10 protein-coding genes are annotated in these 16,698 nt (G+C 73.6%); 7 read left to right on the top strand and 3 right to left on the bottom strand.

Annotated features, from left to right (window positions below):
- Window positions 1–42: 42 nt before the first annotated feature.
- The 3 genes from ABD841_RS28540 (at window position 43) to ABD841_RS28530 (ending at window position 5,755) form a co-directional block, all read left to right on the top strand.
- Entirely contained in the window at window positions 43–936 is an 894-nt protein-coding gene (locus ABD841_RS28540; RefSeq protein WP_344978264.1) for a DNA-3-methyladenine glycosylase family protein, read from the top strand.
- Between the two features lie 380 nt (window positions 937–1,316).
- Window positions 1,317–3,917 carry a bifunctional FO biosynthesis protein CofGH gene (locus ABD841_RS28535; protein ID WP_344978258.1) on the top strand — a complete coding sequence of 867 codons (2,601 nt, stop codon included), beginning with the start codon at window positions 1,317–1,319 and terminating at the stop codon, window positions 3,915–3,917.
- A gap of 86 nt (window positions 3,918–4,003) precedes the next feature.
- A complete protein-coding gene (locus tag ABD841_RS28530) occupies window positions 4,004–5,755 on the top strand; it encodes a substrate-binding and VWA domain-containing protein (RefSeq protein ID WP_344978256.1) in 1,752 nt (583 codons plus the stop codon).
- Between the two features lie 12 nt (window positions 5,756–5,767).
- Here the strand turns inward: ABD841_RS28530 and ABD841_RS28525 are convergent, their stop codons facing one another.
- From ABD841_RS28525 to cofD, 3 genes are all read right to left on the bottom strand, one after another.
- On the bottom strand, window positions 5,768–6,340 hold the full coding sequence (locus ABD841_RS28525) for a hypothetical protein (RefSeq protein WP_344978254.1): 573 nt from the start codon (window positions 6,338–6,340) through the stop codon (window positions 5,768–5,770).
- A gap of 105 nt (window positions 6,341–6,445) precedes the next feature.
- Window positions 6,446–7,765 carry a coenzyme F420-0:L-glutamate ligase gene (locus ABD841_RS28520; protein ID WP_344978252.1) on the bottom strand — a complete coding sequence of 440 codons (1,320 nt, stop codon included), beginning with the start codon at window positions 7,763–7,765 and terminating at the stop codon, window positions 6,446–6,448.
- The gene (cofD, locus tag ABD841_RS28515; RefSeq protein ID WP_344978250.1) at window positions 7,762–8,784 is read right to left on the bottom strand and encodes a 2-phospho-L-lactate transferase; all 1,023 of its coding nucleotides are present in this window, start codon (window positions 8,782–8,784) and stop codon (window positions 7,762–7,764) included. The genes ABD841_RS28520 and cofD overlap by 4 nt, the downstream gene beginning before the upstream one ends.
- A gap of 256 nt (window positions 8,785–9,040) precedes the next feature.
- On the opposite strand from cofD, the gene ABD841_RS28510 reads away from it, so the two are divergent.
- From ABD841_RS28510 to ABD841_RS28495, 4 genes are all read left to right on the top strand, one after another.
- Complete coding sequence (locus tag ABD841_RS28510) at window positions 9,041–11,674, top strand: hypothetical protein (RefSeq protein WP_344978248.1); 2,634 nt, start codon at window positions 9,041–9,043, stop codon at window positions 11,672–11,674.
- 226 nt (window positions 11,675–11,900) lie between these two features.
- The gene (locus ABD841_RS28505) at window positions 11,901–12,161 is read left to right on the top strand and encodes a WhiB family transcriptional regulator (RefSeq protein ID WP_012888122.1); all 261 of its coding nucleotides are present in this window, start codon (window positions 11,901–11,903) and stop codon (window positions 12,159–12,161) included.
- A gap of 226 nt (window positions 12,162–12,387) precedes the next feature.
- Window positions 12,388–15,252 (top strand): glycosyltransferase, encoded by a 2,865-nt coding sequence (locus tag ABD841_RS28500; RefSeq protein WP_344978246.1) that lies wholly within the window; start codon window positions 12,388–12,390, stop codon window positions 15,250–15,252.
- Window positions 15,249–16,661: a DUF5719 family protein gene (locus tag ABD841_RS28495; protein WP_344978244.1), complete on the top strand. Its 1,413-nt coding sequence runs from the start codon at window positions 15,249–15,251 to the stop codon at window positions 16,659–16,661. The genes ABD841_RS28500 and ABD841_RS28495 overlap by 4 nt, the downstream gene beginning before the upstream one ends.
- Window positions 16,662–16,698: the final 37 nt, after the last annotated feature.

Here is a 16,698-nt window from a genome sequence, read left to right as displayed (position 1 = left end):
CCGGGCCGCGGGCGGCGCGGCGTACGGTGGCGCGGCGTGGTGATGGAGCGCGAGTGGTGCCCGCCGTGGCCGCTCGACCTGACGCTGACGCTCGACCCGCACCGGCGCGGGACCGGGGATCCCACCTGGCGCAAGGACGCGGGCGGGGCGATCTGGCGGACCTCGCGCACGCCCGACGGGCCGGGGACGCTGCGCGTCGCGGCTCGGGGCGGGCGGGTGGCCGCCGCGGCGTGGGGGCCGGGGGCGGGGTGGCTGCTGCAGACGCTTCCCGAGCTGCTCGGCGCCGAGGACGACCTGTCGGGGTTCGTCCCCGAGCACGAGGCCGTGCGGAGAGCGGCCGGGCGCCATCCGGGGCTCCGGATCGGGCGGACGTTCCGGGTGCTGGAGGCCCTGGTGCCGGCCGTGCTGGAGCAGAAGGTCGTGTGCACGGAGGCCTGGCGGGCGTGGCGGTGGCTGCTGCACCGGTACGGGGAGCCCGCTCCGGGGCCCGCGCCCGAGGGGATGCGGGTCTTCCCCGCACCCGAGGTGTGGCGGTCGATCCCGTCGTGGGACTGGCACCGGGCCGGGGCGGAGGCCGTGCGGGCCCGCACGATCGTGAACGCGGCCCGGCACGCCGCGAAGCTGGAGGCGGCCGGGGGCAGCGCCGAGGCCGACCGGCTGTTACGGGCGCTGCCCGGGGTGGGGGTGTGGACCTCGGCCGAGGTGCGCCAGCGTTCGCACGGCGACGCGGACGCCGTCTCGGTCGGAGACTTCCACCTGCCGTCGCTGGTCGGCTGGTCGCTGGCGGGTGAGCGGGCGGACGACGCCGGGATGCTGCGCCTGCTCGCGCCCTACCGGGGGCACCGGCACCGGGTCAGCCGGCTGCTGGGCGCGGCCGGTGCGCGACCACCCGCTCGCGGGCCGCGGATGCCCGCGCGGGACTATCGCTCGTTCTGAGCATGCCGTCGTCCGTTCTGAGCGTGCCGCCGTCCCAGGAGGGCTCGGTGGGATGCCAGTCGCGGCCGTCGCGCGTGTCCGTGCCGATCAGCGGGGCGAGGACGGCGACCACGGCGAGGACGAGGAGAAACCAGATCATCTTCGGCTCCTGAAGGTGAAGAGGGTGGACCGGCGTCTTTGCGCGCCGGTGTCTCCCGGGGAGGATCCCGGAGGCTCTCGGGGATCCCGGGACACACCCGGGGACACTCCAAATTTATGCACCTGCAAGCATTTACGTCTATCGAGACTTACTTGAGATGACCCTTTAGAAGATCTGAAGGATCGTGATTGATCCGGCACCCGATGACCGATTAGTCCATGCTGCGCCGTACTGTGCGGTCATGAGCGTGAACCCCACCGACAACGCGATGCGCCGGGCCCTGGCCAGGGCCCGCGACGGCAAGGCTCTCGATCCGGCCGAGGCCACGGTCCTGCTCCACGCGCGGGACGAACATCTGCAGGATCTGCTCGCCCACGCCGGCCGAGTCCGGGACGCGGGCCTGGCGGCGGTCGGACGGCCAGGGATCATCACCTACAGCCGCAAGGTCTTCATCCCCCTGACGCGGCTCTGCCGGGACCGTTGCGGGTACTGCACGTTCGCCACCGCCCCGCACAAGCTCGACAGCGTGTTCCTCGGACCGGACGAGGTCCTGGCGATCGCCCGGCGGGGCGCGGAGATGGGGTGCAAGGAGGCTCTGTTCACCCTGGGCGACCGGCCGGAGGACCGCTGGCACCAGGCCCGGGAGTGGCTGGACGCGCACGGCTACGACGACACGCTCTCCTACGTCCGCGCCATGGCCATCCGGGTCCTGGAGGAGACCGGGCTGCTGCCGCACCTCAACCCGGGCGTCATGACCTGGCGGGACCTCCAGCGGCTCAAGCCCGTCGCGCCGTCCATGGGCATGATGCTGGAGACGACCTCGCGGCGGCTCTTCGAGGAGAAGGGGCAGGCGCACTACGGCTCGCCCGACAAGGACCCCGCGATCCGGTTGCGCGTGCTGGAGGACGCCGGCCGCACGAACGTGCCGTTCACCAGCGGCATCCTGATCGGCATCGGCGAGACGGTCGAGGAGCGCGCCGAGTCGCTGTTCGCGCTGCGCAGGGTGGCGCGCGAGTACGGCGGCATCCAGGAGGTCATCGTCCAGAACTTCCGCGCCAAGCCAGACACCGCGATGCGCGGCATGCCGGACGCCGACCTGCAGGAGCTGGCCGCCACGATCGCGGTGGCTCGCCTGGTGCTGGGCCCCAAGGCGCGGCTGCAGGCCCCGCCGAACCTGGTGGACGCCGAGTACGAGCTGATGATCAGGGCGGGCATCGACGACTGGGGCGGCGTCTCACCGCTCACACCCGACCACGTCAACCCCGAACGCCCGTGGCCGCAGATCGACGACCTCGCCGCCCGCACGGCCGCCGCCGGATTCGCCCTGCGTGAGCGGCTGACCATCTACCCCGAGTACGTGCTGGCCGGGGAGCCCTGGCTGGACCCCAGGCTCGCCGCGCACGTGGCCGCCCTCGCGGATCCGGAGACCGGGCTCGCCCGCGAGGACGCGATCCCGGCCGGGCGGCCCTGGCAGGAGCCGGACGGCGGCTTCGCCGCCCTGGGCCGCACCGACCTGCACACGGCGGTCGACGCCGAGGGACGCAGCGCCGACCGCCGCGAGGACTTCGACCACGTCTACGGCGACTGGGAGGCGCTCAGGGAGCGTCTGCCCACCGCGTCCTCGATCGTCCGCGGCGACGTGCGCGAGGCGCTGCGGCAGGCGGAGCACGACCCCGCCGGGCTGAGCGACGAGGCGGCGCTCGTCCTGCTGGACCTGGCCGGCGACCAGAACGGGGCCGGTGCCGACGACGCCGCCCTGGACGAGCTGTGCCGCATCGCCGACGGCCTGCGCCGGGAGGCGGCCGGAGAAGACGTCACCTACGTGGTGAACCGCAACATCAACTTCACCAACGTCTGCTACACCGGTTGCCGCTTCTGCGCCTTCGCGCAGCGGCGTACCGACGCCGACGCCTACACCCTCTCCCTGGAACAGGTCGCCGACCGGGCCTGGGAGGGCTGGCAGGCCGGGGCGACCGAGGTGTGCATGCAGGGCGGCATCCACCCCGACCTGCCGGGCACCGCATACTTCGACATCGCCCGCGCGGTCAAGGCCCGGGTGCCGCAGATGCACGTCCACGCGTTCTCCCCGATGGAGGTCATCAACGGCGCCAGCCGGACCAACCTGTCGATCGAGGACTGGCTGCTCGCCGCCAGGGAGGCGGGTGTCGACTCGCTGCCCGGCACGGCGGCCGAGATCCTCGACGACGACGTCCGCTGGGTGCTGACCAAGGGCAAGCTGCCCACCAGGGAGTGGACCGAGGTGATCACCACCGCCCACCGGGTCGGCATCCCGACGACCTCGACGATGATGTACGGCCACGTCGACACCCACGCGCACTGGGTGCGGCACATCCGGCTGATCCGCCGCATCCAGGAGGAGACCGGCGGTTTCTCCGAGTTCGTGCTGCTGCCGTTCGTCCACCACAGCGCGCCCATCTACCTGGCGGGCATCGCCCGGCCGGGGCCCACCGCGCGGGAGAACCGGGCCGTGCACGCGCTGGCCCGCATCCTGCTGCACGGCGCCATCGCCAACATCCAGTGCTCCTGGGTGAAGCTCCAGGACGGCCTGTGCCGCGAGGTGCTCCAGGGCGGGGTGAACGACCTCGGCGGCACGCTCATGGAGGAGACGATCAGCCGGATGGCCGGGTCGGAGAACGGCTCCTTCAAGACGATCGGCGAGATCGAGGCCATGGTCGCCCCCACCGGGCGGCCGGTCCGGCAGCGGACCACCTCCTACGGCGTCCCGGACGCCGAGCGGCTGGCCGCGGCGCGGGCGAGCGACGGAGTCTGCCAGAGCGTGCGCCCCGCGTCCCGTCCCCTACTGTCGCTGGAGCCCCGGTGAGGTTATAACAAGTTCTACATTTGCTTGCGTTCCGCCCGAGGTTCGCTGGGAGAATCGTCACTCCCCCCGAAGCGAGAGGTCCGCGCGTGCCCTCTGGTCGACACCGTGTGGCCGCCGGCGCGCAGACGCGTCGGCGTCAGGTCCGTCTGAGTCTGTCGCTGGCGGCGGTCGCGACCGCGACCGCCCTGACCGGCGGCGCCGTCCTGGCCTTCGGCCAGGCGGGGACCTCGTGTTCGGGCCGCGATCCGGTCCTGGTCGGCGTCGCCGCCGCCATCGACATCGCCCCGACCGTCATGGAGACGGCGGAGCGGTTCAACCGGAGCGGAACGGCCGTCGACGGCCGGTGCGTCCTGGTCCAGGTGACGGAGCAGTCGCCGGCCACCGTGCTCCGCACGCTGGTCGGTGACACCGCCGGGGTGCTCAGCGAGCGCCCCGACGGCTGGATCTCCGACTCCTCGGCCTGGATCCGGCTCGCCCGCAAGCAGGGCGCCGCCAACCTGGCCGGCACCGAGACCGTCATGGCCACCTCGCCCCTGGTCTTCGCGACCAGGAGGTCCCTCGCCCAGCGCTTCGCGGTGGGCGAGACCGACATGAACTGGCGGATGGTCTTCCCCTCGACCACCAAGGGCCGGGTCAAGCCGACCGAGGACGAACCCGACGTGGTCCGCGTCCCCGACCCCTCACTCGCGGGCGCCGGGATCGCCACCGTGGCCGCGGCCAGGGACGTCGTCGGCACCGGCCCGGAGGCCGACCGCGCGCTCACCGCGTTCGTCCGCTGGGCACAGGCGGGCGCGGCGCCCGACTACCGGAGCATGCTCGCCGCCGTCGACGACCGCTCCTTCTGGAAACGCCCGGTCGTGATCGTCCCCGAGCAGTCCGTGTGGGAGCACAACCGCCGGCCGTCCGAGGACCCGGTGGTCGCCCTCCACCCCCGCGAGGGGACCATCAACCTCGACTATCCCTACGTGGTCACCGCCGCCGACGAGGCCCGGGCGAGCGGATCGCGGGCCTTCGCGGCGTGGCTGCGCTCCCCGGAGACCCAGGAGGCGGCCCGCCGGGCGGGCTTCCGCTCCGCCGACGGCTCCCTGGGGCCGTACTCACCCGGCCCGGAGATCCCCACCGAGGCGCCCCGCACCCGCCCGAGCATCCTGCCCGCCAGGATCGACGAGGCGCTGGAGGCGTGGAGCAGGCTCGCCCCGCCGACCAACATCCTGGTCCTGGCCGATGCCGGCAGGCACATGGCCGAACCCATCAAGGGTGACAAGGGCAGGACCAAACTCTCCGTCGCGCTCGAAGCCGCCCGGCTCGGCCTGCAGCTCTTCCCCAACTCCACCCACATGGGCATGTGGGAGTTCTCCTCGGTCAAGGGGGACGACCAACGCGAGCGGGTACGGATCGGCCCGATCGTCGAGCCCGACGGGGGCCAGGTCATCCGGCGCGGCCGCCTGGAGGAGCTGACCCGGACCCTGCGCGCCGACCCCAAGGCGCCCAGCGCCCTGTACGACTCCGTCCTCGCCGGGTTCCGCGAGGTCACCGGAGCCTACGACGGGACGATGAACAACACCCTGCTCGTCATCACGGCCGGCAAGGACGACGGCAGGGGCGTCTCCGGCGCCGAGCTGGTGAAGGCGCTCCGCGAGGAGTGGGACCCCGAGCAGCCGGTCCAGATCGTCGTCCTCGCCTTCGGCGCCGACCTCGACCGCGCCACCCTCACCCAGGTGGCCTCCGTCACCAACGGCTCCCTGCACGTCGCCCAGGAGCCCGGGGAGATCATCGATGTGTTCCTGTCCGCCCTGGCCAGGCGGTTGTGCCACCCCACCTGCCGCAAACCCGCCTGACCGCCGGGCCGGTCAGCCGAGGGACGCGATCCAGCCGGCGATCCATCCCACCAGCCCCACCGTCCCCATCGCGGACGTGGCGACTATGACGGTGCGGGTCAACGGCCTTATCCAGATCGCCAGTATCATCGCCAGGATGAACAGGCCGGTGCAGGAGGACCGGAGATCGGCCAGAGCGTATCTGACACCCCGCAGGACGGCGCGGCCGCCGTCCGGGGTCAGCTGGGCGGAATAGACGTCGCCGGGTTCGAATGTGTTGACGGCACCGGCCACGACCGCCTCCCCGGTGGCGTCGGAGACGAAGGTCCCCTCGCAGCGCCGCCGCGGGCCGTCGCTGCCCGGATCATCACACCACGAGACGGTCATGGTGCCGGAGGTGCCGGTCTGGCCGAGCGCCAGCCGGACGCGGGGCACCGCGTCGACGACGGCCAGCACGGTCATCCCCCCGATCAGCACGAGCAAGAACAGCGGCCAGAGGATCCTGTCCCCTATCGATCCACGAGGCGTGCCGTCCCGGGAGGTCCCGCCGGGGCCGGAGGGGCGCCTGCCACGGGACGTCCTGGCAGCGCGGCGCGATGGGCTCATGGCCGCATTGTGGAACGGGGTACTTGGAATTCGTTGGTGAGCGACTTGCCGCGGTCTCGTGGACGGACGGTCACCGGGACACCCCGGTGACCGTCCGGGGCGGGGTCAGCGGACGACGACGAAGTCGGCGGCCTGCCGGGGGGCGCGGTCCCGGGGCGGGGCGGCGGGGCGGCCGATGGCGACGGCGCCCATGGGGTCCCAGGACGGGGGCAGGCCGAGGACCTCGCGGACCACGTTCCGGCAGAACATCGTGGAGGAGACCCAGGCCGAGCCCAGCCCCTCCACCGCGAGCTGGACCAGGAAGTTCTGCACCCCCGCGCCGGCGGCGACCACGAACATCTCCCGCTCGGCCGCGTTGCGCCGGTCGTCGCGGTAGGTGTGCGAGCCGTCCATGACCAGGCAGGGCACCGCCAGGTACGGGGCCGCGCGCAGCACGTCGCCGCGCCTGATCCGCCTGGCGATCGACTCCTCGGAGAAACCGTCGCCGCGCAGGTCGGCGATCCACGCCTCGCGCATGGCGTCGAGCAGCTTCTCGCGGGCCCCGGCCGACTCCAGGAGGACGAACCGCCACGGGGTCGTGTGGTGCGGGGCGGGCGCGGCGATGGCGGCGTCGACCGCCCGGCGGACCTTGGCGCCGTCCACCGGGCCGGGCGCGAACTCGCGGATGGTCCGGCGGGCGAAGACCACGTCGCGCGCGCCGTACCGGAACATGTCGTCGTCGGACCCGCGGATCAGGTCGCGCACGCCGGGTCCGTCCTCCTCGGTGGTGTACTCGGCCAGGCCTCTGATCACCGCGACCGGGGTCTGCGCGACCTTCCCCTTGACCAGGTCGCCGGCCGCGGCGAACTCGTCCGCGACGGCCGTCAGGGTGACCTCCAGCGCGTTGCCGTGGTCGTCGGACATGCCCCGGTAGTCGAGCGCGGGGGTCACCCCGGCGGCCCCGACGGCCAGATCCGTCTGCCCGTTGCGCCACGGGCGGCCGAAGGTGTCGGAGACGATCACGCCGACCGAGACGCCGAGCCGCTCCCTGAGGCGGGCCCGGACGGCCGCGGCCGAGGCGTCCGGGTCGGCGGGCAGCAGGACGACCGTGCCGGGCGGGGTGTTGGACGCGTCGACCCCGGCGGCGGCCATGACGAAGCCGTGCGCGGTCTCGGCGATCACCGTCTCGCCGCGCCGGGCGACCACCCGCCTCGTCTCGGCGGCCACGGCCTCCGCCCGGTCGACGCCGTGGCGGACCCGGCCCTCGGCCTTGCTCACGATCTTGGACGTGACCACGAGGATGTCGCCGTCCCGCAGGCCGGGCAGGGCCGTGGCGATCAGTTCCCCGACGTCGTCGCCCTCGCGCACCTCGGGGAGGCCGGGGACGGGGAAGATCTCCAGCCTGACGTCGACGGGACCGTTCTGCCCGCGCCTGATCCGGCTCATCGGGAACCCTCCGTCCCGGCCTCGGGGGTCTCCTCCCGGGACGCGCCGGGCCCGGCGGCGGGCGCGGGAGGTTCGGCGCCGCCGCCCGCGAGACGCACGGCCAGGTCCAGGGCGGCGCGGGCGATGTCGGCGGCGGCCGCCACGTCATGCATGATCAGCGGGCGGGCCTCGACCTCCACGCCGTCCAGGGCGACACCGGCGTCCTCCTCCGCGACCAGCCAGCCGTTCACCAGCGGCGTGCCGTAGAGCTCCAGGACGGCCTGGGCGGTGGTCGCCACGCCGATCGCGGTCAGGCAGGCGTCGGCCATCCCGCGGACGGGGGCGCCGCCGACGATGGGGGAGACGCCGACGACCGTCTTGGCCTCCAGGGCCTCGCGGACACCCTTGATCTGCAGGATCGTGCCGATGCTGACGACCGGGTTGGACGGCGGCAGGATCACCGCGTCGGCGGCGGCGATGGCCTCCAGCACCCCGGGGGCGGGAGCCGCCTGGTCGGCGCCGACCAGGATGATCTGCTCGGCGGGGACGGAGGCGCGCAGCCGCACCCACCACTCCTGGAAGTGGATCGCCCGGCGGCCCCGCTCGTCGGAGATGACCACGTGGGTCTCGGCCCGGTCGTCGGTCATCGGGATCAGCCGCACACCCGGCTGCCAGCGCGCGCACAGCGCCTCGGTGACCGCCGAGAGGGGGTATCCGGCGTCGAGCATCTGGGTGCGCACGATATGGGTGGCGAAGTCGCGGTCGCCGAGGCCGAACCACTGCGGCTCGACGCCGTAGGCGGCGAGCTCCTCCTTGACGACGTGTGACTCGTCGCGCCGCCCCCAGCCCTGCTCCTCGTTGATGCCGCCGCCCAGGGTGTACATCACGGTGTCGAGATCGGGGCAGACCCGCAGGCCGTAGAGGCTGATGTCGTCACCGGTGTTGCCGATGACGGTGATCTCCGAATCGGGAGCCGTGCTGCGGAGGCCGCGCAGGAAGCGGGCGCCGCCGATTCCGCCGGCGAGGGACACAATGCGCATGCCGCCAGTCTTCCACTTGGTCCGCACGCTCTTCGGCAGGGCCGGGAGAGCGCTTCGACGGGGCTCCGGGAGAGGAGACGACCAGTCTTTTCATGATCGTTATACGGGCCGGTGCTGGCAGGATCGTCTGACCTACTGTCCGAAATGTGGATTAATAGGATGCAATGGTGCACTTATGGGGTTGGTGGGCTTCCCGGGACCACCGGCACCAAAGTCAGCCATGTGCAAAACTGACCCGGGTTTACCTAAAGACCCTATGGGGGTAGTTGTGATCAACGTCGAGGCGAGCCGGCTCCGAGAACCGGCGGCGTGGCTCATGGTCGCCGTCGCGTCCACGAGCGTCCTCGTCGGCATCGAGCGGCTGCTGTTCGGGACGTCGTCCTTCGGCAGGGCATCCGTCGCCTACCTGGGTCAGTTCGCCTCACCGGTCATCCCCGCGCTGCTCGTCGGCGCCGTGCTGCTGGCCACCCACCTCGGGCCGGTGATCGAGCGCCTCAAGCTGATGGCCCTGGTGGCGGTCGGCACACTCGGGCTCACCCTGCTGTTCGGCGTGATCGGGTTGCTCGGCGGCCTGTTCGGCGGCGCCCCGGGCTTCCTCGGGAAGGTCGAACTGCTCGTCCTCCACCTCCCCGCCCTGGCGCTGTCCGCGCTCGCGCTGCTCTACCTGCTGCCCCGGGCGCTCTCGGCCGGCGACCCGTTCGCCGCGGACGACTCCGGCCGTTCCGGGAGCCGCTCCCGGGAGCAGTACTCCCAGCCCGACGCTCACGTGCCCGGACAGGGGCAGGTCCCGCCGCAGGGGCAGGGCCCCCACGACCAGGCTCCCCACGGCCAGGCCCCGCAGGGCCAGGCTCCCTTCCACGGCCAGGCTCCGCAGGGTCAGGTTCCTTTCCACGGCCAGGCTCCGCACGACCAGGCTCCCCACGGCCAGGTCCCGCAGGGCGGCCACCCCCGGGAGGCCGTGCCCGCTCCCGCCGTCCAGGTTCCGCAGAATCTGCCGGCGCTCCCGCCCGCGCCCGCGCACAGCTCCGGCGGCGGCTCGGAGGGGTACGGCCGGCAGACCGACACCCACCCGCAGGCTCCCTCCTACGCCCCGCCGGCCGACTCCCAGCCGTACGGCGCCCAGCCCGGCCCCTACCCGGGCTCCCAGCAGGCCCCGCAGCAGAACCTGCCGCAGGTCTCGCCGCAGCCCGTCCCGCAGGCGCAGCCCGCGGCCCCGGCGCCCGCTCCCACCCCGGCGCCGACCGAGACCTACACCCCGAGCCCGTACGTCCCGGCGGACGTCCAGCCCTCGGCCACGCCGTACAACCCGCCGATCGCCGGTTACGACCCCCTTTCCTACGGCGGCGCCGCAAGTCAGCAGGGTGAGCAGGTCTCCGGGTACGGGCAGACCGAGCCCCGGTTGCCGAGTTACGGCCAGCCCTCCGACGCGGGGTCTTCGGGCTTCGGGCAGCCGGAGGGTCAGGGCTTCGGGCAGCAGGCGGATCCGCCGGCGTCCGGTGCGGGCGGCCGGCATTCGGACGGGCAGCAGTCGTCCTACGGCGGCCGGCCCGAGTCGCAGGCTCCGTCCTACGGTGGCCGGCCCGAGTCGCAGGCTCCGTCCTACGGTCAGGAGCAGGTCCCGTCCTACGGTCAGGAGCAGGTCCCGTCCTACGGCCAGGCGCAGGCTCCCGCGTACGGGCAGGCGCAGGCTCCCGCGTACGGTCAGCCGGGCGAGTCGCAGGTCCCGTCCTACGGGCAGCCGCAGGAATCGTCCCCCTACGGACAGTCGCAGCCCCCGTCCTATGGGCAGCCCCAGGAGCCGGCCGCCGGGTACGGGCAGCACTCCAACCCCGCACTCCCCGGCTACGGCCAGTACTCCGACTCCCCGCTCCCGGGCTACGGGCAGCAGGCGGATCCGCCGGCGTCCGGTGCGGGCGGCCGGCATTCGGACGGGCAGCAGCCGTCCTACGGCGGCCGGCCCGAGGAGCCGGTCCCGTCTTACGGTCAGGAGCAGGTCCCGTCCTACGGCGGCGCCGCAAGTCAGCAGGGTGAGCAGGTCTCCGGGTACGGGCAGACCGAGCCCCGGCTGCCGAGTTACGGCCAGCCCTCCGACGCGGGGTCTTCGGGCTTCGGGCAGCCGGAGGGTCAGGGTTTCGGACAGCAGCCGTCCTACGGTGGTCCCGAGTCGCAGGCCCCGGCGTACGGTCAGCCGGGCGAGTCGCAGGTCCCGTCCTACGGGCAGCCGCAGGAGCAGCCCCCCGCCTACGGCCGGCCCGCGGAGCAGCAGGCGCCCGCGTCCTACCCGCCGGCCGACGGGAACCGGAGCACCCCGTTCGACGACCGGCCCCAGCAGTCCTTCCCGCAGCCGCCGGAGAACTACGGCCAGCCGTCGACCGGGTACTCCGGCGCGGAGTTCGGCCGGCCCACCGAGCCGAACCTGCACTACCCCGCGCCCGACCCGATCGACCCCCGGGCCCAGCAGATGGCCCAGGCCTACCAGCAGGCGGAGAGCTACCAGCAGCAGAACCAGGGCACCGAGCCGAGCCTGCGCGTCCCCGAGTACGGCTCCGCGCAGCCGGGCGCCGCCTACGACGACCCGTTCGGTCATCCGCAGACCCCGCAGGCGCCGCCCCCCGCGCAGCCGTACCAGCAGGGCGGCCACCAGTGGGACGCGCAGGGTGAGGCGACGATCCGTTTCGACCCGAACGCCTACCAGGCGGACCCGCTGGGTGCTTCCGCGCCGCCCGCCGGCCGGACGTGGGACTCGCAGCCCATCGACCCGACGGCGATCTACAAGCCCGAACAACGCCCAGGTCAGGTCACGGGTGAGGAAACCCCGGATAGAGAGAGGGTGGGCCCCGGTCAGGATCCGAACATGTCCTGGTACGGTTCCGACCGTCGGGAGCGCTGAGTCTCTGGCGATCGCCGCGATCGCCTGGTGCAATTGCCGTCGTGGCTGGCACACGACCCACAACCGGGGAGAGCGGGTCTTTCCCCGGATACCGGCATGCCGCTTGACGCCACACCAGACACGCGCGTGTAATTACACGCATGTTGTTACGTCGTCCTCTGGGTGGGTAAGGGGGAGGCGTTCATAGGGGGGCTCCATTTGCGGGCGTGCGGCAGGGAGGTGTGCAGTGGCCGACCTGGTCATCGCACAAGACAGCATCGCTGAAGAGCAGCTTGGCTGGCAGGAGCGCGCCTTGTGCGCGCAGACGGACCCGGAGGCGTTCTTCCCGGAGAAGGGCGGCTCCACCCGGGAGGCCAAGAAGGTCTGCCGTTCCTGCGAGGTGCGTGCCGAGTGTCTTGAGTACGCACTAGAGCATGACGAGCGGTTCGGCATCTGGGGTGGGCTGTCGGAGCGGGAACGCCGCCGGATCAAGCGCGAGGCGGTCTGAGCGCCTGGCGTCCGGACGGCTGTTGCGGTCCGAGCGGTCCGAGCGGTTCTGACAGGGAGTTGACGGTGTCCCGGGGGGGACGCTTCACGAATATGCCCGAGGGGTCACGTGGCCGACGGTCGCGTGACCCTTTTCCTTAAGTACCTCCCGATGTAAGACATAGTCAGACATAGGGTGTCGTATCGTTGTCGCGCCGATCACCGCCGCCTCCTGAACCTCGGGATGTATGTCCATCACCGACCCCCCACGCCCCCACCACACCGTCACCGCGATCGTCGTCTCCCACGACGGTTCCCGCTGGCTGGGAGAGACCCTCGAAGCCCTGCTCCGGCAGACCCGCCCGGTGGACCGGGTCGTCGGGGTGGACAACGGCAGCAGGGACGGCAGCACCGCGCTGCTGACCGGTGCCCTCGGCCCCAAGGCCGTGCTCACTCTCCCGCGCTCGACCGGCTTCGGCGAGGCCGTCACCGAGGTCCTCGACCGGCTCGGGCCCGGAGGCGGGCAGGAATGGATCTGGCTGCTGCACGACGACTGCGCCCCGGACGCCCGCGCCCTGCAGGCCCTGCTCCGGGCCGCCGACCAGGATCCCCGGGCGGCGGTCCTCGGCCCCAAGCTCCGCGACTGGCTGGACCGGCGGCTCCTGCTGGAGGTCGGCGTCACCGTCGACCGCACCGGCCGCCGGGACACCGGGCTGGAGGCCCGCGAGTTCGACCAGGGGCAGTACGACGGCGTCAGGGACGTGCTCTCGGTCTCCACCGCGGGCATGCTGATCCGCCGGGACGTCTGGGACGAGGTCGGCGGACTCGACCCCGCGCTGCCGCTGTTCCGCGACGACCTCGACCTGTGCTGGCGGGTCAGGTCGGCCGGATACCGCGTGCTGAACGTCACCCAGGCGGTCGCCTGGCACGCCGAGGCCGCCTACCGGCGCCGGCGCCGCATCACCGCCAGCGGTGACCACCCCCGCCGCCTGGACCGCCGCAACGCCATGTTCGTCGTCATGGCGAACCTGCCGTTCCGGCCGCTGCTGCGGGCGCTGGTCCGCAACCTGTTCGGCTCGCTCTTCCGCACGGTCCTGTTCCTGGCGGCCAAGCAGCCCGCCAACGCGCTGGACGAGTTCCTCGCCTTCGGCTCGGTGTTCGGCCATCCCGTCCGGATGCTCAGGGCCCGCCGGGCCCGTGCGCTGGGCCGCGAGCAGTCGTACGGGACGATCCGCCGGTTGCTGAGCCCGCCGGGCGCGGGCTGGCGGCGGCTGGCCGACCGGACGCAGAGCTACCTGTCGGGGGCCGGTTTCGTGGAGTCCGCCGGACGCCACCACGCCGTGACCGCCGCCCAGCAGGAGGACGGCGAGGAACTGCTCACCGACGCCGGGGTGACGCAGCGCGTCTTCTCCAATCCGGGCGTCCTGCTCTTCCTGGCGCTGGCCCTGGTCACGCTGGCCGCCGAGCGGTCCCTGATCGGCGGCGCCCGGCTGGGCGGCGGCGCGCTCGTCCCGGTGATCGGCGGAGCCTCCGACCTGTGGGACCTCTACCGTGAGGACTACCACCAGGCCGGCCTGGGCAGCGACGCGTGGGCGCCGCCGTACGTCGCGGTGCTGGCGGTCCTGTCCAGCCTGCTGTTCGGCAAGACCTGGCTCGCGGTCTCGTTGCTGCTGCTCGGCTCCGTGCCGCTGGCGGGCCTGTCCGCGTACGTGGCGACGCGGTCGATGATCCCCGGGCGGTGGACCCGGGTCTGGCTGGCCTCCTCCTACGCCCTGCTGCCGGTGGCCACCGGCGCGATCGCCGCCGGGCGGCTCGGCACCGCGGTGGTCCTCGTGCTGCTGCCCGTCTACGCCGCGCTCGCCACCAGGGTGCTGGCCGGGGAGCGGCGCCGCGCCCGCCGCGCCGCCTGGGGACTGGGCCTGCTGCTCACCGTGGGCACGGCCTTCGCCCCGCTGGTCTACCCGCTCGCCGCCGTCCTCGGCGCGCTGGCGGCGCTGGCCTTCCCGCGGCGCGGTGTCGCCGTGTCGATGGCCGTGGCGTTCGCCGTGCCCGTGGTGCTGCTGTTCCCCTGGCTGCTCCAGACGGCCGCCGATCCGGGCCGGTTGCTGCTGGAGGCCGGACTGCACCAGTCCTCCCTGGTCGAGGCCCGGCTGCCCGCGCAGGCGCTGCTGCTGCTCAGCCCCGGCGGCCCCGGCATGCCGCCGCTCTGGGTGACCGGCGGCCTCATCACCGCCTGCCTCGCCGCGCTGCTGATGCGCCGCAACCGGATGGTCATCGCGATCGGCTGGGGTGTCGCGCTCTTCGGTGTGCTGGTGGCGATCCTGGTCAGCCGGACCCAGGTCACCTCCGCGGGCGGCGACGTCGAGGCCCCCGCCTGGCCGGGCGTGCCGCTGGCCTTCGCCGCCACCGGCATGCTCGTGGTGGCGGCGCTCACCGCCGACCGGATCGTCGAGTTCCGGGCGGCCGGAGGGTTGCGCCGGGCCGCCGCGCTCGGCGTCGTGCTGGTCGCCTTCTCCACTCCGCTGCTCGCAGCGGGCATGTGGGTCGCCCGGGGTGCGGACGGCCCGCTCCGCGGGACCGTCCGAGACGTCGTCCCCGCCCTGGTCGCGGTGAACTCCGCGGGCGGCGAGCGCGCCCTGATGCTGCACGGCACGGAGGAAGGCCTGCGCTACACCGTGCTGCGCGGCCGGACCCCGGTGGTCGGCGAGGCCGACATTCCCGCCCCCGACGGCCCCCGGGAACGGGTCCGCCTCGCGGCGGCCGGGCTGGTGTCGGGCAGGGGCGGTGACGACGCCCGCGTGCTGGCGGCCCACGGCATCCGGTTCGTGGTGCTGACCGCGCCCGTCGACCCGCGGCTCAGCCAGGCTCTCGACTCCCAGCCCGCACTGGCCAGGATGAGCCTGTCACGCGCGGTGGGCGTGTGGCGGCTGACCCAGCAGGTCGCCCTCCCCGCCGCCCCGCCCGGTGACCCCTGGCACGGCCGCTGGCTCTGGGCCCAGGCCGTGCTGGTGCTCGTCGTCGCGGCCCTGGCGGCTCCGGGCTCGCGGACCGACGGCGCGGAGCCCGCCCCGCAGGAGGAGCCCGGACCGGTGAGGGAGCTGGCCGCCCGGTGAAATCCCTGATCGAGAACCGGTTCGGTCTCCTGGCCCTGGTCCTGGTGGCGCTGCTCGCCCTGTACGGGGTGGCGTTCGCCGGCCGTCCCGACGCCGTCGCCGCCCGCCCGCCGGGCCCCCAGAAGGTACCCGTCGCCGAGGTGACGACCGTCTGCCCCGCCCCGGGTGGCACCGACGTCGCCGTGATCACCCCGCCCGGCGGGCAGGGGCAGGGCACCGCGACGCTCGTCACCGGGGACAAGACCCTCGCCACCCTCGACACCCCCGGCAGGCTCTGGCATGAGGGGGTGCCCGCGGGGTCGCCGCCCCTGGTCACGACGGCCGTCGGCAGCATGGCCGCCGGCGTGGAAGCGGCGCAGACCCGCAGGGAGACCTCGGGCGGGCAGCGGGGGCTGGCCGGGGTGCGGTGCACGGAGCCGGTGGCGAGCACCTGGCTGGTCGGACCCGGGCCCGCCGCGGCCGACGTCACGCTCTACCTGACCAACGCCGACCTCGCCCCGGCCATCACGGAGATCCTGGTCTACTCGGGTGAGGGCCCGGTGGTCGGTGACGCCGGCGGGGTGTTCACCCTCAAGCCGGGCGAGAGCCGCACCGTCAAGGTCGCGGACCTGGCGCCGTCGCCGCTCGTCATGGCTCTGCACGTCCGTACGATCTCCGGCCGGGTCACCGCCGCGGCCCGGGCGATCATGAACGGCGGGCGGGGCGTCGACTGGCTGCCGGCCGCCGCGCCTCCGGCCACCCGCGTCGTGGTGCCGGGCATCCCGGGCGGCGGCGGCGAGCGCCGGCTCCTCGTCGCCTCCGTCGACGAGGCCGACACCCTGGTCGAGGTCAGGGCGCTCACCCCCGACGGGACCTACGCGCTCAAGGGCCGGGAACTGGTCGAGGTGCCCGCCGGCTCCGTCGCCGCCCTCGACCTGTCCGCCGGCGTCGGCGGCCGGCCCGCCGCGCTCGTGCTCACCTCCGACACGCCGATCGTGGCCGGGCTGGTCGCCCGCACCGGCGCCAAGGGCGACGTGGCCTTCACCGCCGGCGCCGTCCCGATCGATCTGGGCAGCGTGGTCGCCGGCAACCGTACGGGAGACAAGAAGGGGGCCCGCCTGCTGCTGACCGCGCCCGACGCGATCGGGAGGGTCAGCGTGCAGGTGCTGCCGCGCGAGGGCGAGCCGCGGGAGCCGTTCCAGGTCGACATCTCCGCCGGGCGGACCAAGCAGGTCAAGCTCCCCAAGGTGGACGGGCCCTTCGCGGTGGTCCTGCTGCCGCTGCCGGGCTCCGGGCCGGTGTACGGCGGGCGTGTGATGGACGAGCGGCTCAAGGGCGGTCCGGCGCTGACGATCCAGCCGCTGGCCCCGGCCCGCATGTGGGCGCTGGTCCCCCCGGTCACCGAGTCCGCCGCCGTCGTGCTGCCCTGACGCCGCGGCGCTCACCGGCGCACCCTCGGCCCGTCGG

The organism is Streptosporangium fragile (assembly GCF_039534445.1).
Classification (GTDB): domain Bacteria; phylum Actinomycetota; class Actinomycetes; order Streptosporangiales; family Streptosporangiaceae; genus Streptosporangium; species Streptosporangium fragile.
This window is presented reverse-complemented; position numbering and strand designations above follow the sequence as displayed.

Coding starts and splice junctions, on each gene's coding strand:
- ABD841_RS28540 (WP_344978264.1), top strand. CDS start 43: ATGGAGCGCGAGTGGTGCCCGCCGTGGCCGCTCGACCTGACGCTGACG.
- ABD841_RS28535 (WP_344978258.1), top strand. CDS start 1,317: ATGAGCGTGAACCCCACCGACAACGCGATGCGCCGGGCCCTGGCCAGG.
- ABD841_RS28525 (WP_344978254.1), bottom strand. CDS start 6,340: ATGAGCCCATCGCGCCGCGCTGCCAGGACGTCCCGTGGCAGGCGCCCC.
- ABD841_RS28520 (WP_344978252.1), bottom strand. CDS start 7,765: ATGAGCCGGATCAGGCGCGGGCAGAACGGTCCCGTCGACGTCAGGCTG.
- cofD (WP_344978250.1), bottom strand. CDS start 8,784: ATGCGCATTGTGTCCCTCGCCGGCGGAATCGGCGGCGCCCGCTTCCTG.
- ABD841_RS28510 (WP_344978248.1), top strand. CDS start 9,041: ATGGGGGTAGTTGTGATCAACGTCGAGGCGAGCCGGCTCCGAGAACCG.
- ABD841_RS28500 (WP_344978246.1), top strand. CDS start 12,388: ATGTCCATCACCGACCCCCCACGCCCCCACCACACCGTCACCGCGATC.